Annotated in this window: 20 protein-coding genes; 5 read left to right on the plus strand and 15 right to left on the minus strand. The window is 66.1% G+C overall.

Going from position 1 to position 20909, the window contains the following annotated elements:
• Position 1: 1 nt before the first annotated feature.
• From IC63_RS09595 to mutM, 7 genes are all read right to left on the minus strand, one after another.
• The gene (locus tag IC63_RS09595) at positions 2-439 is read right to left on the minus strand and encodes a VOC family protein (protein ID WP_036719552.1); all 438 of its coding nucleotides are present in this window, start codon (positions 437-439) and stop codon (positions 2-4) included.
• Complete coding sequence (gene recF, locus IC63_RS09600) at positions 436-1515, minus strand: DNA replication/repair protein RecF (protein ID WP_036719554.1); 1080 nt, start codon at positions 1513-1515, stop codon at positions 436-438. Before recF ends, IC63_RS09595 begins: the two co-directional genes overlap by 4 nt.
• On the minus strand, positions 1512-2630 hold the full coding sequence (dnaN, locus tag IC63_RS09605) for a DNA polymerase III subunit beta (protein WP_036719555.1): 1119 nt from the start codon (positions 2628-2630) through the stop codon (positions 1512-1514). The genes recF and dnaN overlap by 4 nt, the downstream gene beginning before the upstream one ends.
• A gap of 103 nt (positions 2631-2733) precedes the next feature.
• Complete coding sequence (gene dnaA, locus IC63_RS09610) at positions 2734-4098, minus strand: chromosomal replication initiator protein DnaA (RefSeq protein ID WP_036719557.1); 1365 nt, start codon at positions 4096-4098, stop codon at positions 2734-2736.
• A gap of 505 nt (positions 4099-4603) precedes the next feature.
• A complete protein-coding gene (rpsT, locus tag IC63_RS09615) occupies positions 4604-4873 on the minus strand; it encodes a 30S ribosomal protein S20 (protein ID WP_036719559.1) in 270 nt (89 codons plus the stop codon).
• A 152-nt stretch (positions 4874-5025) separates the two neighbouring features.
• On the minus strand, positions 5026-5802 hold the full coding sequence (locus tag IC63_RS09620; RefSeq protein ID WP_036719560.1) for an enoyl-CoA hydratase: 777 nt from the start codon (positions 5800-5802) through the stop codon (positions 5026-5028).
• Between the two features lie 95 nt (positions 5803-5897).
• Positions 5898-6743 (minus strand): bifunctional DNA-formamidopyrimidine glycosylase/DNA-(apurinic or apyrimidinic site) lyase, encoded by an 846-nt coding sequence (mutM, locus tag IC63_RS09625; RefSeq protein WP_036719562.1) that lies wholly within the window; start codon positions 6741-6743, stop codon positions 5898-5900.
• Positions 6744-6798: 55 nt separating this feature from the next.
• Between mutM and ubiE the strand changes: the two genes are divergently transcribed.
• Positions 6799-7566, plus strand: coding sequence for a bifunctional demethylmenaquinone methyltransferase/2-methoxy-6-polyprenyl-1,4-benzoquinol methylase UbiE (ubiE, locus tag IC63_RS09630; protein ID WP_036719563.1), 768 nt, complete (start codon positions 6799-6801; stop codon positions 7564-7566).
• Positions 7567-7672: 106 nt separating this feature from the next.
• Positions 7673-9196, plus strand: a complete 1524-nt coding sequence (ubiB, locus tag IC63_RS09635; protein ID WP_036719565.1) for a 2-polyprenylphenol 6-hydroxylase — start codon at positions 7673-7675, stop codon at positions 9194-9196.
• 57 nt (positions 9197-9253) lie between these two features.
• Here ubiB and IC63_RS09640 read toward each other — a convergent pair whose 3' ends face one another.
• From IC63_RS09640 to IC63_RS09665, 6 genes are all read right to left on the minus strand, one after another.
• Positions 9254-10027: a DUF1217 domain-containing protein gene (locus IC63_RS09640; protein ID WP_036719568.1), complete on the minus strand. Its 774-nt coding sequence runs from the start codon at positions 10025-10027 to the stop codon at positions 9254-9256.
• Positions 10024-10425: a flagellar biosynthesis repressor FlbT gene (gene flbT, locus IC63_RS09645; RefSeq protein WP_036719570.1), complete on the minus strand. Its 402-nt coding sequence runs from the start codon at positions 10423-10425 to the stop codon at positions 10024-10026. Before flbT ends, IC63_RS09640 begins: the two co-directional genes overlap by 4 nt.
• 91 nt (positions 10426-10516) lie before the next feature.
• Positions 10517-10870 (minus strand): flagellar biosynthesis regulator FlaF, encoded by a 354-nt coding sequence (gene flaF / locus IC63_RS09650; RefSeq protein ID WP_036719573.1) that lies wholly within the window; start codon positions 10868-10870, stop codon positions 10517-10519.
• Positions 10871-10965: 95 nt separating this feature from the next.
• Positions 10966-11799 carry a flagellin N-terminal helical domain-containing protein gene (locus tag IC63_RS09655; protein WP_036719575.1) on the minus strand — a complete coding sequence of 278 codons (834 nt, stop codon included), beginning with the start codon at positions 11797-11799 and terminating at the stop codon, positions 10966-10968.
• A 174-nt stretch (positions 11800-11973) separates the two neighbouring features.
• Positions 11974-12246, minus strand: a complete 273-nt coding sequence (locus tag IC63_RS18105; RefSeq protein ID WP_156965427.1) for a hypothetical protein — start codon at positions 12244-12246, stop codon at positions 11974-11976.
• A gap of 34 nt (positions 12247-12280) precedes the next feature.
• Positions 12281-12529, minus strand: a complete 249-nt coding sequence (locus tag IC63_RS09665) for a hypothetical protein (protein WP_084115701.1) — start codon at positions 12527-12529, stop codon at positions 12281-12283.
• 198 nt (positions 12530-12727) lie between these two features.
• Between IC63_RS09665 and IC63_RS17490 the strand changes: the two genes are divergently transcribed.
• The 3 genes from IC63_RS17490 to carB all read left to right on the plus strand — a co-directional run bounded on the left by IC63_RS17490 (position 12728) and on the right by carB (position 18718).
• Complete coding sequence (locus IC63_RS17490) at positions 12728-14491, plus strand: flagellar hook-length control protein FliK (RefSeq protein ID WP_156965428.1); 1764 nt, start codon at positions 12728-12730, stop codon at positions 14489-14491.
• An 8-nt stretch (positions 14492-14499) separates the two neighbouring features.
• Positions 14500-15210: a flagellar hook capping FlgD N-terminal domain-containing protein gene (locus tag IC63_RS09675; RefSeq protein ID WP_084115705.1), complete on the plus strand. Its 711-nt coding sequence runs from the start codon at positions 14500-14502 to the stop codon at positions 15208-15210.
• Between the two features lie 169 nt (positions 15211-15379).
• Positions 15380-18718, plus strand: coding sequence for a carbamoyl-phosphate synthase large subunit (gene carB / locus IC63_RS09680; RefSeq protein WP_036719582.1), 3339 nt, complete (start codon positions 15380-15382; stop codon positions 18716-18718).
• A gap of 3 nt (positions 18719-18721) precedes the next feature.
• Here carB and IC63_RS18110 read toward each other — a convergent pair whose 3' ends face one another.
• Positions 18722-20011, minus strand: a complete 1290-nt coding sequence (locus IC63_RS18110) for a hypothetical protein (RefSeq protein WP_156965429.1) — start codon at positions 20009-20011, stop codon at positions 18722-18724.
• A 313-nt stretch (positions 20012-20324) separates the two neighbouring features.
• On the minus strand, positions 20325-20909 hold a 585-nt coding region (locus tag IC63_RS09685), incomplete at its 5' end, for a BrnA antitoxin family protein (protein WP_232222575.1).

The following is a 20909-nucleotide window of genomic DNA, read 5'->3' on the forward strand; positions in this document are numbered from 1 at the left end:
CCTAGATCGCCTCCGGCGCAAGGCTGCCGTCTGGGTCCAATTGCCAGAACGGGTTATGCGCGATTTCCCAGACATGCCCGTCAGGGTCCGCGACATAGCCGGAATAGCCGCCCCACAACACCTTCTCGGGGCGCTTCAGCGCAGTCGCCCCGGCCTCCACGGCGGACTGCCAGACGGCATCGGTTTCGGCAGGATCGGCACAATTCTGCGCGAGGGTGATCGCGCCGGTCCCCAGCCGCGCGCCGGGCCGTCCCTGGTCCGCGGCGAGTTCGTCCAGCGGGAACAGGGCCAGCGCGGCGCCGTGCATCTGGTAGAACACCACCCCCTCGGCGTCCGAGGGGCGCGGGGTCCAGCCCCAGGCGGCATAGAAGCGACGCGCCCGGTCCAGGTCGGCGACGCCCAACGTGATCAGCGTCACGCGCTGGCGGGGAAGGCTCATGATGTCTCCTCGGCGTGCGAGACGGCGGCCTCGCGGTGGACGGACAGATAGCGGGCGCGGGGGCCGAAGGCGTCGAACAGCTCGCGCCCGGTCCCGGTCAGGATCGACTGGGCGGGAAGCGCGGTAATCTCGTCATACAGCGCCGCGCGGCGGGCGGCGTCCAGATGGGCGGCGACCTCGTCCAGCAGCAGCACCGGGCGCTCGGCCGCCAGCGCGCGGGCATTGGCGAGGATCAGCGACAGCAGCAGCGCCTTCTGCTCGCCGGTGGAGCTGAGCGCGGCGGGCATGTCCTGCGGCCCCCACCACGCCCCCAGGTCGGCCCGATGTGGCCCGGTCAGGGTGCGGCCGGCGGCCATGTCGCGCGGGCGCGTCGCGGCAAGCCGGTCGGCGATGCTGGCGGCGTCGGCATCGTCGGCAAAGCCCTCGCCCGGCAGCAGGGCAAGGCGGGCGGCGGGAAAGGACGTGGCCGCGCCCTGCTGTGCCGCCGCGATGCGGGTCAGCGCGGCCAGGCGGTTGGCGGTCATCGCCGCGCCGGCCTCGGCCATCTGGGTTTCCAGCGCCCGATACCAGCGGTCGTCGCGCACCTCGTCGCGCAGCAGGCGGTTGCGGCCGCGCATCGCCTTGTCGAAGGTCAGCGCCGATTCCGCGTGGCCGGGCTGAAAACTCAGCGTGAGCCGGTCCAGAAAGCGGCGGCGCTGTTCGGGCGCGTCGGTCCACAGCCGGTCCATCGCCGGCGTGAGCCAGATCATCCGCACCAGCGACCCCAGCGCGACCTGAGTCGCCGCCTTGTCGTCCAGCGTCACGCTGCGCGATTCGCCGGGCAGCGCGCCGGTTTCCACCGCCCGGTCGCCGATCTGCGCGCGGATGCGCCAGCCCGCGTCCGGCCCCTGCCGCGCCTGATCGCCGGGCGCCGCGCCGCGCAGGCCGCGGCCCGGCGACAGCATCGACAGGGCTTCCAGGATGTTGGTCTTGCCGGCCCCGTTGGGCCCGAAGATCGCCAGCGGCCGGTCGTCGAGTTCCAGTTCCAGCCGCGGCCAGGACCGGAACTGCGCGAGGCTCAGGTGACGAAGCGTCACACCCGCATCGGCATGACGACATAGACGGCGGATTCGTCGCCGCCCTCGCGGATCAGGGCCGCGTCGCCGGCGCCGTTGAACAGGAAAACGGCGTTCTCGCGGTCGATCTGGGCGGCGATTTCCTGCAGGTACTTGGCGTTGAAGCCGATCTCGAGCGGCTCGTCGGCATAGCCCACGGCCAGCTCCTCGTCGGCGGCGCCGGCGTCGGGGGCGTTGACCGACAGGATCAGCCGGTCCTCGTCCAGCGCCAGCTTGACCGCGCGCGAGCGTTCCGACGACACCGTCGCCACCCGGTCCACGGCGCGGGCGAAATCGGCGGCATCGACCTCGAGCTTGCGGGCGTTCCCCTTGGGAATCACGCGGGTATAGTCGGGGAAGGTGCCGTCGATGACCTTCGAGGTCAGAGTGATCGTCGGCGTCGCAAAGCGCACCTTGGTCTCGCCGACCGACACGGCGATCTCGGCATCGTCGTCGTCCAGCAGCTTCTTCAGTTCGGCCACGGTCTTGCGGGGCACGATCACGCCGGGCATGTCGGCCGCCCCCTCGGGCAGTGACGCGTCCACCCGCGCCAGCCGGTGGCCGTCGGTCGCCACGCAGCGCAGCGCCTTGCCGCCCTCGGTGTCGGCCACGTGCATGTAGACGCCGTTCAGGTAATAGCGGGTTTCCTCGGTCGAGATCGCAAAGCGCGACTTGTCGAACAGCCGCCGCAGCACCGGCGCCTTGGCGGCGAAGTTCGCCGCGTATTCGGTCGAGGCCATGACCGGGAAATCCTCGCGCGGCAGGGTGGCGAGGCTGAAGTTCGACCGCCCGGCCTGCACGGTCAGCCGGTTCGTCGCGGCGTCGGCGGCGATGTTGACCAGCGCGCCGTCCGGCAGCTTGCGGGCGATCTCGTTCAGAAGCGCGGCGCTGACGGTGGTGGCCCCGGGGCGTTCGACCATCGCCGCGGCCTTGTCCACGACCTCGGTATCCAGGTCGGTGGCGCGGAAGCTGACGCCGTCAGGGGTCGCCTCGATCAGCACGTTGGCGAGGATCGGGATGGTGTTGCGGCGTTCGACGACCGACTGGGCCTGCGAGACGGCCTTCACCAGAACCGCCTTTTCGATCGAGAATTTCATGGCATCCTGCCCCTGCTGTCGTCGCGTCGGCCGCGGGTCCGCGCGCCGCGCACAGTTTCGTCAATGCGTCGTGGGGGTCAAGCGCCCGTGAACGCCGCCCCGCCTAGGCCTCGAGCGCGCGGCGCAGAAGCTGCACGTCCTCGGCCAGCCCGTGATCCTCGGCGCACAGCTCCTCGATCTTGCGCACCCCGTGCATGATCGTGGTGTGGTCGCGCCCGCCAAAGCGGCGCCCGATCTCGGGCAACGACCGGCTGGTCATCTGCTTGGCCAGATACATGGCGATCTGACGCGGGCGGGCCAGCGTGCGGACGCGCTTGGGGCCGACCAGGTCGGACAAGCGGATGTTGTAATGCTCGGCCACCTTGCGCTGGATTTCCTCGACCGACACCTTGCGGTCCGAGGCGCGCAGGATGTCGGCCAGGCATTCCTGCGTCATGTCGAGGTCGATCTCGCGCCCCATCAGGCTGGCGAAGGCGAACAGGCGCTGCAGCGCGCCTTCCAGCACGCGCACGTTCGAGGTGATGCGGTGGGCGAGGAATTCCAGCACCCCCTGCCCCAGCTGCAGGCCGGGATAGGTCTGGCGGAACTGGTCAGTCTTGGACTGCAGGATCGACAGGCGCAGCTCGTAATCGGTCGGGTGCAGGTCGACGATCAAGCCGCAGGACAGCCGCGACTTGATGCGGTCTTCCAGGTCCTTGATCTCGCCCGGGGCGCGGTCGGCCGAGATGATGATCTGCTTGCCCTGATCGACCAGGGCGTTGAAGGTGTGGAAGAATTCTTCCTGGGTCGATTCCTTGCCGGCGATGAACTGGACGTCATCGACCATCAGCAGATCGACGGTGCGGAACATCTCCTTGAAATCCATGACGGTGCGTTCGCGCAGGGCCTGGACGAAGCGATACATGAACTGTTCGGCCGACAGATACAGGACACGGGCCTCGGGGTCGCGGGCGCGGCGTTCGCAGGCGATGGCGTGCATCAGGTGGGTCTTGCCCAGCCCGACCCCGCCATACAGGAACAGCGGGTTGAAGGTGACCGGCCCGCCCTCGGCCACCCGTCGGGCGGCCGCATGGGCCAGCTCGTTCGGCTTGCCGACGACGAAATTGTCAAAGGTATAGCGGGCGTCCAGCGGCGCCGACATCTCGTCGTCGCGCTGCGGCGCCCGGGCGCGCGCCGCCTGGGCCGAAGGGGCGGGGCTGGCAGCGGCCGGGATCGCCGTGGCCGGGCGGCCGGTGGCGACGGTGAAGCTGACCCGTTCGACGGCCGCCCCCTGCCGCGACAGCGCATCGATGATCGGGCGGCTATAGTGGCGGGACACCCAGTCGGACAGAAAGCGCGTCGGGCAGGAAATATCCGCCGCCCCGCCCTCGATCGCGCGCAGGCTCAGCGGCGCCAGCCAGGTGACGTAGTTGTTCGTCCCGACCAGCGCTTCCAGTTCGGGCCGCGCACCTGCCCACAGCTTGTCCATTCCGTCGTTCCTTCTGTCCCCGTCCCCCGCCGGGAACGCCGGCGGGACAATGCGACGCTTTCACGACAGCGGAACGACACGATCCGGCGCGCCGCACGGCGGCACGACACAAGGGACCGAAGTCCCGACCGAATTGTCCCGGGTCGTCCAGATCCCGGTGGCAGCCGGAACCGGACGGGCGGCAGGCAAGAGAAATCCCAGAAAACACTGGTCCAAATCCTGCTTGCATCGTCCGGTCGGAAGGCGGCAGCTGATCTGCCCGGACGATCTTTCCCTGTCGCGAGGTGAATCGCTTCGGGCAAGCTATCGCCAAGTCCGAACGACCTGCAACCGAACTATGAACTTGACAGAGCCTTTCGAAGCCGATTCTGCGTCGACGCTGCGACGCAGAAAATGTTGAACAAATTCATTATATTAACCTTTCGCCGCTGGCTGGTGCACGAATCGCAACGGCGCGCCCCGCCGGGTGCGGGACGCGCCGTCAGGATCAAAGCCGGAAGGGCGATCAGGCGGCCGGAAGCGCCTTCACGCGGGCGGCCAGGCGCGACATCTTGCGCGAAGCTGTGTTCTTGTGGACGACGCCCTTGGTGACGCCGCGCATCAGTTCGGGCTGGGCGGCGCGCAGCGCGTCTGCCGCGGCGGTGGCATTGCCCGAAGCGATCGCTTCCTCGACCTTGCGGATGAAGGTGCGGATGCGCGACCGGCGCGCCTTGTTGACTTCGGTGCGGCGCTCGGTCTGGCGGGCGCGTTTCTTGGACTGGGGCGTGTTGGCCATGGTGGTCGTTCTTTCGGGTCGTTTCGTTTACCTGATTGCACGAAAGACCCGGACCGCCCCCATCGGGAACGGTGCTGATTCTTGCCTAAGCGGGCCCACGCGCATGTAAGGCGGGGCCTATAGCGCAAGGGGTCCGCAAAGGAAAGCCCCGATCAGCGGTCGCGGAACTGCGCCTCGCGCTTTTCGGCGAAGGCGCTCATCCCTTCCTTCTGGTCCTCGGTGGCGAACAGCGCATGGAAGGCGCGGCGTTCGTACAGCAACCCCTCGCGCAGCGTCGTCTCATAGGACCGGTTCACGGTCTCTTTCGCGACCATTACCGCGACGGCGGACTTGGCGGCGATCTTGCGGGCGGCGCCCATCGCCTCGTCGATCAGCTTGTCGGCCGGGACGACGCGACTGACGAGGCCCGACCGCTCGGCCTCGGCCGCGTCCATGAACCGGCCGGTCAGGTTCATGTCCATCGCCTTGGACTTGCCGACGAAGCGGGTCAGGCGCTGGGTGCCGCCGATGCCGGCGATGACGCCCAGGTTGATCTCGGGCTGGCCGAACTTGGCGGTTTCCGCGGCGATGATGAAGTCGCACATCATCGCCAGCTCGCAGCCGCCGCCCAGCGCATAGCCCGCGACGGCGGCGATGATCGGCTTGCGGCAGCGGCTGATCTGGTCGATCTCGGTGCCGAAGAGGTCGCCGGTCAGCACGTCGACATAGGACTTCTCGGCCATCTCCTTGATGTCGGCGCCGGCGGCAAAGGCCTTTTCGTTGCCGGTCAGCACGATGCAACGGACATTCGGGTCCTGATCGGCGGCGGTCACGGCGGTCGCCAGCTCTCCGATCAGCTGGCCGCTGAGGGCGTTCAGCGCCTCGGGCCGGTTGAGCCGGATCAGCGCGACATGATCCGCGATCTCGACGAGGATGGTCTGATAGGCCATGGCAAAGGTCCCCCCAGCTTGCGTTGCGTGACGTGGTAGCAAAGCCGCGGGCCGGAGGCCAGCGTTCCGCGCGGGCCGGGCCGGATTTCCGCGGCTTACCTCTGGCAGACCGGGCAGTACCAGGTGGACCGGCCGGACTGGACGATGCGGCGCACCGTGCCGCCGCAGCCGGGGCGCGGACAGGGCAGCCCCTCGCGCCCGTAGACGCGGAAGCTGTGCTGGAAATAGCCCAGCTCGCCGCTGGTCTGGCGGTGATCGCGCAGCGACGAGCCGCCCGCCGTGATCGCCTCGGCCAGCACGTCGCGGATGGCGCCGTGCAGCGCCGCGATGCGGTCGCGGCCGATGCGGCCGGCGGCGCGGGTCGGGTGGATGCCGGCCCGGAACAGCGCCTCGCAGACATAGATGTTGCCCAGTCCCGCGACGACGCGCTGATCCAGCAGCAGCGCCTTGACCGGGGCGCGCCGGCCCGCAAAGGCCGCGGCCAGCCGCCCCGGGGTGAAATCGTCCGACAACGGCTCGGGGCCCAGACCGGACAGCAGCGGATGCGCCTCTCCCTCGCGCACCAGGTCGACGGCACCGAAGCGCCGCGCGTCGTTGAGGGTGATGCGGCTGCCGGATTCCGTTTCCAGCACCAGATGGTCGTGCCGGGGCAGGATCGAGGGGTCGTGGTGAAACTGGCCGAGCGGTTCGGATTCGATCCGCACCCGGCCCGACATCCCCAGATGCAGCAGCAGGCTGGGCCCGCGATCCAGATCGGCGAGGATGTATTTCGACCGCCGGCGCAGCGTCGTCACCCGGGCGCCGGTCAGAATCTGCACGAGATCGGTCGGCATCGGCCAGCGCAGATCGGGGCGGCGCTGGTCGACGCGGGTGATGTGCTGGCCTTCCAGATGCGGCGCGAGGCCGCGGCGGACGGTTTCGACCTCTGGCAGTTCTGGCATTTCCGCCCCATCCGCTGCATGGTGCCGCCCGACGCGGCGACTGGAAGACAGACCTATGAGCGACGGACCGGAGACACAATCGGGCAGCGGCCAGACCCATTTCGGCTTTCGGGACGTCGCCGAAGAGGACAAGGCCGGGCTGGTCCATGGGGTTTTTTCGAGGGTCGCCTCGAAATACGACGTGATGAACGACCTGATGAGTGTCGGCGTCCATCGGCTGTGGAAGGCCGCGATGATGGACTGGCTGGCGCCGCGGGACGGCCAGCGCCTGCTGGACGTGGCCGGCGGCACCGGCGACATCGCGTTCCGGTTCCTCGACCGCGCGCCCGGCGCGGCGGTCACGGTCTGCGACATGACCGAATCGATGCTGGTCGAGGGGCGCCAGCGCGCCGAGGCCGGGCGGCTGGCGGATCGGCTGTCCTGGGTGACCGGGGACGCGATGGCCCTGCCCTTCGCGGATGCGAGCTTTGACCGCTATACGATCAGCTTCGGGATCCGAAACGTCACCCGCATCCCCGATGCGCTGGCCGAGGCGTTCCGCGTGCTGCGTCCCGGCGGCCGGCTGATGGTGCTGGAATTCTCGCAATTGCCGGTGCCGGCGCTGCAATGGGCCTATGACCGCTATTCCTTCAACGTGATCCCGCCGCTGGGGCAGATGGTGGCGAACGACCGCGATTCCTATCAGTATCTGGTGGAATCCATCCGCCGCTTTCCCGACCAGGACAGCTTCGCCGCGATGATCCGCGCGGCCGGGTTCGAGATGGTGCAGTATCGCAACCTGTCGATGGGGATCGCTGCGCTGCATTCCGGGTGGAAGCTGTGAGGCCGCAGCGCGTCACTGCCGGCCCGGGGGTTTTCCACCCCCGGACCCCCGAGGGATATTTGCCGACCGCCCGAAGCCTCGCAGCCCGGTCGCGGGGGCACGGCTGATGCGCGGACCGCACAATATCTGGCGGCTGATCCGCACCGGCGCCACCTTTCAGCGGACCGGGGCGATGGGGGCGGCGCTGGACGCGATGAACGCTCCCCCGCGGGTGCGCGCCGCGGCGCGGATCATGGGGTGGCCGTTCGCCTGGCTGGGCTATGCGGGCGATCCGGCACTGCCGCCGATCACCCGCGCGATCACCGCGCTGGGGCCGGCCTACATCAAGTTCGGGCAGATCCTGTCGACGCGCCCCGATGTCGTGGGCGAGGGCATGGCCCAGCAGCTGCGGATGCTGCAGGACCGGCTGCCCCCGTTTCCGACCGAAGTGGCGCGGGCGGTGATCTCGTCGGAACTGGGCGCGCCGGTGGAGTCGCTGTTTTCCGAGTTCTCCGAGCCGGTGGCCGCGGCCTCGATCGCACAGGTCCACCAGGCGCGGCGCGCGGACACCGGGGCACAGGTCGCGGTGAAGATCCTGCGTCCGGGCATCGAGGCGGCTTTCCGGCGTGACATCGACGCATTCCACCTCGCCGCCGGGATGATCGAGCGTCTGTCGCCCGCCAGCAGGCGGCTTCGCCCCCGGGACGTGATCCGGCACTTTGAATCGGTCGTGTCGGGCGAGCTCGACCTGAGGCTCGAGGCCGCGGCGGCGTCGGAGTTTGCCGAGAATACGAAGGGCGATGCGGGACTGTCGGTGCCGCTGCCGCATTGGCCGATCTGCGCGCGGCGGGTTCTGGCGAGCGACTGGGCCGACGGCATCCCGATGGCCGACGTGGCGGCGATCCGCGCGGCGGGACACGATACGCGCGCGCTGGCCGAGCGACTGATCCGCCTGTTTCTCAGTCACGCGCTGCGGGACGGATTCTTCCACGCCGACATGCACCAGGGCAACCTGCGGGTCGCACATGACGGCGATATCGTCATCTTCGATTTCGGCATCATGGGCGAGATCGACGAATATACCCGCCGGGTCTATGCGGAAATTCTGTATGGCTTCATCCAGCGGGACTATCACCGCGTGGCGCGGGTCCATTTCGAAGCGGGCTACGTGCCGGCCGATCGGGACATGGCCCAGTTCTCGCGCGCGCTGCGCTCGGTCGGCGAGCCGATCTTTGGGGCAGATGCGTCGCGGATCTCGATGGCGAACCTGCTCGCCTATCTCTTCGAGGTCACCGAGCGGTTCGGGATGGCCACGCGGACCGAACTGATCCTGTTGCAACGGACCATGGTGGTCGTCGAGGGCGTGGCCCGCAGCCTCGATCCGCAGATCAACATGTGGGCCGCAGCGCGCCCGGTCGTCGAACAGTACATCCGCAGCAGTCTCGGTCCCCGCGCGGCGGTGCGCGACGGCATGCGCGTCCTGCAGGCACTCGGACGTCACGGCCCGCAGTTGAGCGAGCTGGTCGACCGCCAGATCGATCGCTTGTCGCGGCCCCCGTTGGACGTGGTGGTCCAGAAGCCATCCTACCCCCTTGTCTGGGTCGCCGGTCTGTTGGGCATCGGTGCCCTGATGGGCGCCGCGTTTTTCTAAACCTCCGTTAAGTTGTTATCGGAACAGCGCGCATCTGGGCGCCTCTTGCAGCTGCGATCAGCGCAAGAGGACAAGCGCGGCATTATAGGCCGACTGGCTGCTGGTGACCGCCTCGGCGCGCACCAGGAATCGGCCGATCAGCTTCTCGAGATTCTTCGGATCGGCAAAGACGGACGGAGAACCCGAGCCGAACAGCTTGGCCGTTCTGCTGGCGAGTTCCTGTGCCTGACGTTCAACCGGGAGCTTTCCGAACTCCGTCCCCAGACCCAGCGCGCCTTCCACCACCTTGCGCAGCGGTACGGAGCCCAGAATGTTGTACCATCGCGTCGTATCGGAAGAGTCGGATTCTCCCACTGCCGCGAGTTCGCGCTTTGCGTTCATTGCAAGCCTGAGATTCCCGTCGACATTGCCGACGCGCCGTTCCAGTTCGGCCACGACATGCCGCTCTGCAACGGTATCGACGAGACCCTTCGCGCGGGCGCCGCCCTTTCCCATCCCGAAGGCCTCTGCCAGCGCGCGATACCGCTTGTCGCCAAGACGGTTTGCCAGGCTCTTGGGATCGTCGAGGTCCGACTCGAGCACCTTTCGGATGAAATAGCGGTTATTGGTATCGGCCTCGAGTCCATAGGCGCTAAGCGCCGTCCGCAGCATCCGGTAATCGGATACCAGATCCTCGGCCGTCTTGACGTCATCGAAATTTTCGCGGAAATGCCGCGTGTCACGAACGACTTCCGCGTCCTGCGCGACAAGTTTCTTTTGCGTCTCCCCGGTTCGGGCGAGGAGCTTCCAGCCAGCATAACCGCCGCCGCCTATGATGGGCTGGAAGCTCATGACAGCTGCGCAAGAATGCGCGCTTCCCGCGGCAACAGGCTGCGCAACTGGCGCAACGCCTGGTAGACGTTTCCGGAGAGCACATCGCCGGTCGCGCGGTCCAGGGCCCTGCGGCTGTCACGATCGTCGAACACGCGGGACAGCTGTTCGATGCCTTTCAGCAGATCCCGTCGCCCCGGATCAGGCTCGACGTCGCCGGACAGCACGAGCTGGGCTGCATAGCAGACCCGCGCGACCGGTGTTTCGACGGCCTCGGGATGGATCGCTTCCTTCAGGCGAAGAATCTTGGCGTTGGGAGTCTTGATGGCAATTTTCGAACGACGGTCGCCGTTCTCGATGACGGCGCCGTTGATGAGAACGCGCTCGCCAGGTGCAAGTTTGAGGATCAGTCCGCTCATCTTTCATCCTTCAAAGTACTCGCCGCGATGCTGTGAAGCCGTGGACGAAAACCACGTCGCGGAGCCGCGGGCGAAATGTGACGTCGGACCCTCAGACGCCTGCAGCAAAGAGCCCGCGAGCGATTGATCGGTTGATCTCGATCAGAGCCTCGGGCGACTTGGTCCGGCTTAGAACTCGGGCGGACTCTCGATCGACGAAGCCCGCAATCGAGATCAGCTGTGCACGGAGCGCTTCGGGCAACTCATTCCCGTCACCCGCCAGGTCGGCAGCGGCGAGGTGCCAGAACTTGCGGTTTTCATGAACCGCCTTCGCCAGCATCGGAAACCCCTGAGTGCCGAGATCTTCACAGCGCAGCATCTGGGCCGCCAGCCGCGACAGGAGGGCGGCTTCGGCGCGGCGGGGATCAGTCTCGATCGCCGTCGTGGCATTGTAACCGGTGGTCATGTGTGCCGTCACGAATATCCTCGCGCTGGTCTGTTATTGACGAAGCTCACGCGGAGCAGAGTGACCGGGGCCGAAGTCGGCCCCGGTCAGATTCATCAGCCGCGGAACAGCGACAGCAGGGCCTGCGGCGCCTGGTTGGCGATCGAGAGCGACTGGGTACCCAGTTGCTGCTGGACCTGCAGAGCCTGCAGACGCGCCGAGACTTCTTCCATGTCGGCGTCGATCAGCGAACCGATCCCCGAGGTCAGGGTATCCGCCAGTTTGCTGACGAATTCCGACTGGGTCTCGATCCGCTTGGCGACCGAGCCGAAGCTGGCCGCGGCTTCGATGGAGGCCTTCATCTGGTCCTCGATGTCGGTCAGCGCAGCGGCTGCGCCAGCCGAGGTCGTGACATCGTACCCGTCCACCGCTGTATGGATCGCGGTGAGATCCTTGGGCGTCACCGCGATATGCGCAGCGGTCACGGTCCCGTCGGACGCACGATCCAGGGACGACAGGATGTTGACGTCCGCGGTCTGGGTGCCGTTCACCAGATTGAGCCCGTTGAACTGGGCCGAGTCCATGATCGACTTGATCTGACCCGACATCGCATCGATGTCTTTCTGGAGCGTGGCACGATCGACGTTCTCACCCTGAGAAGCGACGATCTTGGTCTTGATTTGGTCGAGCAGATTGGTCACCGATTCGGTGGCCGTCCGCGCAACCGCGACCGACGATTCGCCCAGCGACAGGGCGTCGCCGATGGCCTTGAAGCCGCTGACGTCCGATTCCATCGTCTTGGCGATTGCCCAGACGGCGGCATTGTCCTTGGCCGTCGCGACCGACTTGCCGGTCGAAATCTCGTCCTGGGTCTTTGCCATCGACGAGTTGATACCCTTCAGGGTCTGCAGCGCGACCATTGCGCCATTGTTGGTCAGAATGCTGGACATTGTGTCCTCCTTGATACGGACGAATTTGACGTCCGGGTTGAAAGTTCCGGCCTTTCTGACCTGCGGGCTGTTTCCCCGGCACCATCTGCAGTGCTGTCATCCTATTAACAGGCGACACCTAATGATTAGTGAACGTTCCCGCTTTCGCCAAATTTCCAATCCGGAGAATTTTATTCAAAACCGGCGCGCAGGGTGAGCGAGCCCCGTATCGACGCGCTGGCGCCCGCTGCGGTCGTAGACTTCCAGTCCGCCCGTCAGCCTGAACAGTTCGTTCAACCAGTCTCGGGAGGCGACGATACCGTCGCAGGCCGCGTGCGCCAGACCCTGCAGCCGCTCCAGTTGTGCGTTGCACGCGACAGCCTCTTCGGGTGTCAGCGCACGTCGGGCAACGGAACCCCGGAAGTGATCGAGGGCGCTTTGGCAGCTTTCGGCGTCGCCGGCGACCATGGCCTCACATGCTTTTTCGATAAGATCTGAACGGTTACGCATCCTGCACACCCATGCGCTGCGTCAGGCCAAGATCCAGGCGCCGGGCAAGGGCGTCGGCATGACCTTCGACGAGAAAAGATGCAAAATGCGATTCGCCCGCCCCGCCGCCGAATGCTCCATCCGACATGACAGGCATGACGAGCTTGAGCATTTCGCCGAGAAAAGCAGCCTCGAGCGAATCGCCGGCCGCAGGCCTTGCGGGAGCCACCGGCATCCCCGCAGGAGAGAATTCTATCTTCATGGTGAGATCCGTTAAATTCCGATCTGTCCAAGTTATCGACGACCGGTAAATATTTGGTAACCTCCAGGCTGTAAAAGGAGCAGAGATATTTCGGTCTGGCCGGGCAAGCGCATGACATTGGGACTGTTTTCGATATCGATACCGCTCGCTGGGGCTGGAGGAGCCGCCGGGTCGGTCTTGCGAGGGCCTGTCGGTGACATGGCAAAGGGTTCAGCCGTCGCATTCACCGATCTGCTGGACGCCGGCGCAGGCGATGCGGACGGCAAGGGCTTGCTGTGTGCGGTCGATTCGCCGGCTGGTACCTCGGATCCCGAAGAGACGGCAGGGAAACAGCCGGGAACCGGTGACGACGACCAGATCGAACCGGAGTCGTCGCTCGAATCGCCATGCATGATCGACATTGCGATGCGCGAGGCGTCGACCGATCCGGTCGAGGTCGCAGCCGATCCCCGACCGGGGGCCCCGCCACCGCCGATCATTCTGATGGCTGCGCTGTCGACGCCGTCAGCCAATGCCGCAGCGACCGTTTCCGTCGAGGAGCCGCTGCGCTCGGATGCTCCCTCCCATGACGACAGCGGACCCGCCTTGCCAGGCGCGCAGCGAGCCGTGCTGCGACATATCTCCCCGCCGCATCCGCTGGACCTGAAAGGCGGGGCTCTGCCCGGCGCTTTCGGCGGGCTGCAGGCTGGGCGGACCGGGGTCGACAACCCGGCGTCATCCGACCCGACCTTGTCTGACCCGAGATTGCCTGAAGCGGCCGGCGAGGGCGCCAGCGACGCGGTTGAGCCTGTTGGCAGGCTCTGGAAAGCGCCTGGCGTAAGGGACGGGGTGGACACGGATTCTTCCGCGCAAGGACAGGCGGGATTGCGGCGCCCTTGGGCGACGGGCGGTACCATCGTCGGTGAACTCACCGTCCGGGGCAACGCCCGGATGGCCCACATCCATGACGCTCCCGAGGACCCATCACAGTGGTTCCACGATCCGGGACGCCTGCCGCCTCAGTCCGGTCCTCGCCCGGAAGGACTGGCAACCTCGGCCTGGGCGCCGGTTGCCGACGCGGATCTGTTCCCAGCCTCGTCCCCTCTGCTGTCAAGCGACTCGAAGGCTTCGCCGCAGTCTGTGCCGGCGACTTCCGCGGGCGCTTTGGCGCCAGGGATCGCGGCAGAATGTACCAATTCAGCCGTCATGCCGAGTATCGACCGTGCGCCATCTCCCGTAATCCTTGGCGCCGATCTGACCATGCCTCCGCGCGGTGGTGTTGCGGGGCGCAGGGATGAGCGCTCATGGTCGGGCGGCAATTCGGCCTCCGGCCCGATTCCACTGGAACAGACGCCGAGCCACCCGCGCAGAGACGCGGATGTCGCAACAGGCACTCCCGCGAACGCCCAGGGCGCCACCGAACCCGTCTCCCGAGAAACCATGCGGGTGGTTCCCACCTCGCTGACAGAGGCGGGGCAGGCCGCCGCGCCGGTTGATCCCGCCCTTGCTGCTGGCCCGAACGACGCGCCGCGCGGTGAGGTCGTGATCGGACGCGACGATCCCGCCCATTTCCGTCCGCATCACCGCGCCGAGCCGCATCAACAGATTGCCGATGCCATCGTCCGCACGCGGGATGGCCAGGTCGAAATCCTGCTGGACCCCGTCGAACTGGGCCGCGTCACGGTTCTGCTGGGCACGGATGACGGTTCGGGACTGGGGATCATCGCGGAACGCCCCGAAACGCTGGACCTCATCCGGCGGCACAGCGATCAGCTTCTGCGGGATCTGCGCGACAGTGGCATGCCCAATGCCAGCCTTGACTTCATGAAGCATGAAAGCGGCGGGGGACGAGGCGGACAAAGCTTCCCTCTGCCGGCGTCCGCCGAGACGGCGCGTGACCGGGTCGAAGAAGAAGCTGCTCCCCTCACCTCTGCCGCAGCGCCGAAGCCGCTGGGCATCCACCGCATCGACATCAGGCTATAGGATCACTCATGACCACTCTCGCCGCGAATTCGGCTCTCGCCAGTCCCGTTGGGACGCAGCTGCGGGCAGCTGGGGCTCCCGCCCCCGCGACCGCCAGCGATACCGGGACTGCCCCTGCAGCCTCCGGCTTTTCCGGTGGCGATTTCGAGACGTTTCTCAAGATGCTCACCACGCAGATCAAGCATCAGGATCCGCTGAACCCGATGGAGGGTTCGGATTTCGCCGTCCAGCTTGCCACCTTCTCGGGCGTCGAACAGCAAGTTCGGACCAACCAGCTGCTCGAGCAACTGACGACCGAGCGGGCCGCTGGTCTGGGAACGCTCGCGGGCTGGATCGGCCGAGAGGTCCGAACCACCGCCCCGATCGCGTTCGATGGCACGCCCGTGACGCTCGATGTCCAGCCGGCCGCGGGCGCGACCGAGGTGCAACTGGTCGCGATCGACCAGCATGGCCGTGAAGCCTCCCGCCAGACCCTGAACCCGACGGCTGCCGAGATCCTCTGGGATGGCAGTTCCACGACAGGGCGCGATCTGCCTGCGGGGCTGTACAGCTTCAAGCTGGTCAGCATGAAAGGCGACGAGATCCTCAAGACCGAGGCCGTGGGGGCGTACGCTCGCGTCACCGGCGCCGAACTGACCAGCGACGGGGTTCGCCTGACCCTGCCCGGCGGCGCAAGCACGCTGGAGACCGAGGTGACGGCGCTGAGAGACCCGGCCTGATCCACAGCGCGACGTCAGGCCCGCTCGCCGTGGGGCGGCGCCGCGCCGAAGTGACGTTCGCGCCGGCCCCTTGCTCCGCGCGGCCGATGCGGCCGGACGCCGCCCTTGCGTGTCGGCCGCTTGCCACTATAACCCCCGACGATTTGCCGTTGATCTCCGGGGACCCGCCATGCCGAAACGTACCGATATCTCCTCGATCCTGATCATCGGCGCCGGTCCCATCGTGATCGGTCAGGCGTGCGAATTCGACTATTCCGGCGCCCAGGCGTGCAAGGCGCTGCGCGAGGAAGGCTATCGGGTCGTCCTGGTGAACTCGAACCCCGCCACGATCATGACCGATCCGGGCATGGCGGACGCCACCTACATCGAGCCGATCACGCCCGAGATCGTCGAAAAGATCATCGCCGCCGAACGGCCGGACGCCCTGTTGCCGACCATGGGCGGGCAGACCGCGCTGAACACCGCGCTGGCCCTGGCCGACGCTGGTGTGCTTGAGAAATACGGCGTGGAACTGATCGGCGCGCAGCGCGCCGCCATCGAGATGGCCGAGGACCGCAAGCTCTTCCGCGAGGCGATGGACCGGATCGGGCTCGAAAATCCGCGCGCCGCGATCATCAGTGCGCCGAAACTGCCAAACGGGCGTTACGACATCTCGGCCGGTGTGGCCGAGGCGATGGGCGCCCTGGATGAGATCGGTCTGCCGGCGATCATCCGGCCCGCCTTTACCTTGGGCGGCACCGGGGGCGGCGTGGCCTATAACCGCGACGATTACGAGGCGATCGTTCGGTCCGGCCTCGATGCCAGCCCGGTTGCCCAGGTTCTGATCGACGAAAGCCTGCTGGGGTGGAAGGAATACGAGATGGAGGTGGTGCGCGACACCGCCGACAACGCCATCATCGTGTGCTCCATCGAAAACGTCGATCCGATGGGTGTGCATACCGGCGATTCGATCACGGTCGCCCCCGCGCTGACCCTGACCGACCGCGAATACCAGCGGATGCGGAACGGCTCGATTGCCGTCCTGCGCGAGATCGGCGTCGAGACGGGCGGGTCGAACGTGCAATGGGCCGTGAACCCCGCCGACGGCCGCATGGTGGTGATCGAGATGAACCCCCGGGTCTCGCGGTCCTCGGCCCTGGCCTCGAAGGCGACGGGCTTCCCGATCGCCAAGATTGCGGCCAAGCTGGCCGTCGGCTACACGCTGGACGAACTCGACAACGACATCACCCAGGTGACGCCGGCCAGCTTCGAGCCGTCCATCGACTATGTCGTGACCAAGATCCCGCGCTTTGCGTTCGAGAAATTTCCGGGCTCGAAACCCGAGCTGACCACCGCCATGAAATCCGTGGGCGAGGTCATGGCGATCGGCCGGACCTTCCACGAAAGCCTGCAGAAGGCGCTGGCGTCCATGGAGAACGGCCTGACCGGGCTGGACGAGATCGCCATCCCCGGCGCGAGCGAGGAAGGCAAGCCAGCCTTCATCCGCGCCCTGTCGCAGGCCACCCCCGACCGCATCCGGATCATCGCCGAGGCGATGCGCGCCGATCTGACCGACGACGAGATCGCCCAGGTCACCCGCTTCGACCCCTGGTTTCTCTCCCGCATCCGCGAGATCGTCGACGCCGAACACGACATCCGCCATCACGGCCTGCCCGCGGACGCCGCCGGTCTGCGCCGCATCAAGATGATGGGCTTCACGGACGCCCGCCTCGCCCACCTGACCCGCCAGGACGAATCGCGGATCCGCCGCGCCCGTCGCGCCGCCGGCGTCATCCCGGTCTTCAAGCGCATCGACACCTGCGCGGCCGAGTTCGAGGCCCAGACCCCCTACATGTACTCGACCTACGAAGCCCCCGCGATGGGCGACGTCGAATGCGAGGCCCGCCCCTCGGACCGCAGGAAGGTCGTCATCCTCGGCGGCGGCCCGAACCGCATCGGCCAGGGGATCGAATTCGACTATTGCTGCTGCCACGCCTGCTTCGCGCTGACCGAGGCCGGCTATGAGACGATCATGGTCAACTGCAACCCCGAGACCGTCTCGACCGACTACGACACCTCGGACCGCCTGTATTTCGAGCCGCTGACCCTCGAACACGTCCTCGAAATCCTCCGCGTCGAGCAGGAGAACGGCACCCTGCACGGCGTCATCGTCCAGTTCGGCGGCCAGACACCGCTCAAGCTCGCCAACGCGCTCGAGGCCGAGGGCATCCCGATCCTCGGCACCACGACCGACGCCATCGACCTCGCCGAGGACCGCGAGCGCTTCCAGCGCCTCCTCAACGACCTCGGCCTCAAGCAGCCCGTCAACGGCATCGCCCGCTCGCCCGACGAGGCCCGCGAGATCGCCGCCCGCGTCGGCTTCCCCCTCGTGATCCGCCCCAGCTACGTCCTCGGCGGCCGCGCGATGGAAATCGTGCGCGACATGGACCAGCTCGACCGCTACATCACCCACGCGGTCCAGGTCTCGGGCAAGAACCCCGTGCTGCTCGACAGCTACCTCTCGGGCGCGATCGAGGTCGACGTCGACGCCCTGTCTGACGGCGAAACCGTCCACGTCTGCGGCATCATGGAACATATCGAGGAAGCCGGCGTCCACTCGGGCGACAGCGCCTGCTCGCTGCCGCCGCACACGCTCGACGCAGCCGCCATCGACGAACTCAAGCGCCAGACCGAGGCAATGGCCCGCGCGCTGAACGTTGTCGGCCTGATGAACGTGCAGTTCGCGATCAAGGACGGCGCGATCTACGTGCTCGAGGTCAACCCGCGCGCCTCGCGCACCGTCCCCTTCGTCGCCAAGGCCACCGATTCGGCCATCGCCTCGATCGCCGCCCGGCTGATGGCGGGTGAGCCGCTGTCGGCCTTCCCCCACCGCGCCCCCTACCCCGCGGGCGTCGGCCCCGACACGCCGCTGCCCTACGCCGACCCGCTGACGCTGGCCGACCCGATCACGCCGTGGTTCTCGGTCAAGGAGGTCGTGCTGCCCTTCGCCCGCTTCCCCGGCGTCGACACGCTGCTCGGCCCCGAGATGCGCTCGACCGGCGAGGTGATGGGCTGGGACCGCAACTTCCCGCGCGCCTTCCTCAAGGCCCAGATGGGGGCGGGGACCCATCTGCCCGAGGGCGGCCGCGTCTTCGTCTCGGTCCGCGACACCGACAAGACGCCCGAGATGGCCGCCGCGATGCGCGACCTTTCCGCGATGGGCTTTTCGCTCGTGGCGACCGCCGGGACGGCCGATTTCCTGTCCGCCCAGGGGGTTGCGGCCGAGCGCGTGAACAAGGTCTACGAGGGCCGCCCGAACATCGTCGACCGTCTGAAGAACGGCGACGTGGCGATGGTGCTGAACACCACCGAGGGCACCCAGGCCATCGCGGATTCGCGCGACATCCGGTCCGTGGCGCTGTACGACAAGATACCCTACTTCACCACGGCGGCCGGAGCGATCGCCGCCGTGGCCGCGATCCGCTCACGCGAGGAGGGGGACGTGGGGGTCAGGACGTTGCAGGGGTGATCCTTAATCCACGCGAATGTAGGGGTAAAGCTTAAGCTGCGTCCAACCTAATGCAAAAAGATTAGCTTGACCACCTTTCCAGGCGCCCCACACGTTCCACTTTCGGTTCCACGTTCTGCCCTGAGCGATAAGGGCCCCGTTTACCTCGTAAATCTGGAACTGATCGACATCTTGCTCGTATTCGTTGGGTGAGTAAGCTTGGCCTTCGATATCTCGCAACGAAAACGAGTATGTCCACTTGTCTACACTAGGGGCGGAATTGAACTTAGACGATATTTGCTCGCCAGAGGAAATATTGGTAGCGATTGTTCCATCGGCCGCTAAGAGGCCCGCCCCCGTGAGAGGAGTTAGGTCTGGAAGCAACCCCGCGCCCAAAATCGACTCGAGTTTTGATCCTGAAGGAATTGGTGAGCCGTCAGCCAAAGCATAGCGAGCTCGTTGACTTTTCTCAAGCAACTTCTCTAGAAAAACTTCGCTTGCAAAACTAGACCATACTATTGCTCCTATGGGAACCGAGTTATCCACCACATCTTGGCGAATTTGCCTAGCAACTTCCGCAGGGAGTGATGGATTAAACTCCTCCGCAAAGAACAGCTGAAAAGGCTCACTCGCCGTGTGAATGCTTATGACTCCGCGCGGCACAACCTCATAAAGCTCTCCTCCCCGCTCAACCTCTTTAGCGTTGTCGCGCGTGCAAGAAATGTTGAATGTTGCCTTTCCCAATGCTACAGGATAGACGACTTTCTCTCCTGGCTGATCCAGGTTCTCGAGAGTGCAGGTGAAACCTTCGGCCTTGACCCCTTTAAGATTGGCGTCAGGCGAGTCCAAGCCGTCATATACTATGCCAATATCTACTGTTCTGCGATCCGCCGAAATAATTGGGGTGATCTTAAAATCGCGATTGTTCAACTTGAGGCAGGTTTCCCACGCTGATACGGCGCCTTGGTAAAAGCTTTCAGCTTGCGCCGAACTTCTTACGTTAGTGGCAAAGGCGGCGTCGCGGCTGTCGCACCAGCTCTTAACTCGCTCTTCGGATTTGGATCTGCTATAATCTCCTTCCCCCTGCCCATAGCCGAATACCTCAACCTCCAGCCCTGCCATCTGCTGATCAGTTAGGCTCGTTCGATCGAAGCTGCATGCTCTATTTGCTTTCAGGGATCGCAGGGCAGCGTCAGACTCTGATATAGATATATTCCGCAGACCGTGAGTTATAATGCTATCGCAAGGTCCACTGTGCGCGAAATTGGGAAGAAGAAGAACACTAGAGACTGCAGTTGCTGCCAGTTTTTTCATGGCGACCTCCCTATTGCGCTGAATGTTCTCTACGGTCGTATCCGAGTCGTTGCATCGATATCTGGCGATGGTACCAGATTTTTAAGCTTAAGTCATCGGCGCGATTCGACGTCAGACCGAGACCATCCAAGACGAGACCTCTTAGGCCAATCAGCTCCTCCGCAAACTCAAATTTACTCCGTCGACCGGAACCAAGCCACCTAATCAGCTCGCTTCCCTGCCTTCCCCTCCCCCATCGCGACCCCCGGACGTCGCTCATCTGGGGGGCGATAGATTTCGCGCCCGCCGAACACAGACCGACAGTGTAGCCCCCTCACTCCCTCACCTTCACCCAAGCCGCCATATCCCGCAGCCGAGCCGACCGCTCCGACTCAAACGGCACCCCCGGCTCGTCGCTCATCAGTTCGGGGGTCTCCGGCCCGATCTCCTCATAGGGCTTCTGCGTCGCCCCCCACCCCGGCTTTGGCCCGTCCAGCTCCGCCTCGCGCCGCCGGGCGAAATAGTCCATCGTCTCGCCCCCTTCGAGCACGCCCGCCAGCCGCGCGTGCATGAAGCCGGCCAGCACCCGGTTCATCCGCGGCCCATAGCCCTCGCCCAGGCTGCGGAAGAACCGCAGCACCTCCTCCTCGACCATCAGCGTCACCCGCACCCGCTTGCCCGAGCCGCGCTCGCGCGCCAGCTCGTGCCAGGCGTCCGGCACCCGCCCCTCGGTCAGGATCTTCTGGTGCAGGTCCCATTCCAGCCGCCGCATCACGTCGGCCATGTAGTGATAGTTGACCCGCCGCGCCGCCTCGGCCTTGCCCTGCGCCATCGCCCGCCCTCCCCGGTTAAGGCGCCCATCCTCGGCCCGGCGGGTTAACCGGCCGTTAACCGCGCGGCCGGTGGCGTTCGCATGAAC

It is taken from the genome of Paracoccus sphaerophysae (assembly GCF_000763805.1).
Classification (GTDB): Bacteria; Pseudomonadota; Alphaproteobacteria; order Rhodobacterales; family Rhodobacteraceae; genus Paracoccus; species Paracoccus sphaerophysae.

Coding starts and splice junctions, on each gene's coding strand:
- IC63_RS09595 (WP_036719552.1), bottom strand. CDS start 439: ATGAGCCTTCCCCGCCAGCGCGTGACGCTGATCACGTTGGGCGTCGCC.
- dnaN (WP_036719555.1), bottom strand. CDS start 2,630: ATGAAATTCTCGATCGAAAAGGCGGTTCTGGTGAAGGCCGTCTCGCAG.
- dnaA (WP_036719557.1), bottom strand. CDS start 4,098: ATGGACAAGCTGTGGGCAGGTGCGCGGCCCGAACTGGAAGCGCTGGTC.
- rpsT (WP_036719559.1), bottom strand. CDS start 4,873: ATGGCCAACACGCCCCAGTCCAAGAAACGCGCCCGCCAGACCGAGCGC.
- IC63_RS09620 (WP_036719560.1), bottom strand. CDS start 5,802: ATGGCCTATCAGACCATCCTCGTCGAGATCGCGGATCATGTCGCGCTG.
- mutM (WP_036719562.1), bottom strand. CDS start 6,743: ATGCCAGAACTGCCAGAGGTCGAAACCGTCCGCCGCGGCCTCGCGCCG.
- ubiE (WP_036719563.1), top strand. CDS start 6,799: ATGAGCGACGGACCGGAGACACAATCGGGCAGCGGCCAGACCCATTTC.
- ubiB (WP_036719565.1), top strand. CDS start 7,673: ATGCGCGGACCGCACAATATCTGGCGGCTGATCCGCACCGGCGCCACC.
- IC63_RS09640 (WP_036719568.1), bottom strand. CDS start 10,027: ATGAGCTTCCAGCCCATCATAGGCGGCGGCGGTTATGCTGGCTGGAAG.
- flbT (WP_036719570.1), bottom strand. CDS start 10,425: ATGAGCGGACTGATCCTCAAACTTGCACCTGGCGAGCGCGTTCTCATC.
- flaF (WP_036719573.1), bottom strand. CDS start 10,870: ATGACCACCGGTTACAATGCCACGACGGCGATCGAGACTGATCCCCGC.
- IC63_RS09655 (WP_036719575.1), bottom strand. CDS start 11,799: ATGTCCAGCATTCTGACCAACAATGGCGCAATGGTCGCGCTGCAGACC.
- IC63_RS18105 (WP_156965427.1), bottom strand. CDS start 12,246: ATGGTCGCCGGCGACGCCGAAAGCTGCCAAAGCGCCCTCGATCACTTC.
- IC63_RS09665 (WP_084115701.1), bottom strand. CDS start 12,529: ATGAAGATAGAATTCTCTCCTGCGGGGATGCCGGTGGCTCCCGCAAGG.
- IC63_RS17490 (WP_156965428.1), top strand. CDS start 12,728: ATGGCAAAGGGTTCAGCCGTCGCATTCACCGATCTGCTGGACGCCGGC.
- IC63_RS09675 (WP_084115705.1), top strand. CDS start 14,500: ATGACCACTCTCGCCGCGAATTCGGCTCTCGCCAGTCCCGTTGGGACG.
- carB (WP_036719582.1), top strand. CDS start 15,380: ATGCCGAAACGTACCGATATCTCCTCGATCCTGATCATCGGCGCCGGT.
- IC63_RS18110 (WP_156965429.1), bottom strand. CDS start 20,011: ATGAAAAAACTGGCAGCAACTGCAGTCTCTAGTGTTCTTCTTCTTCCC.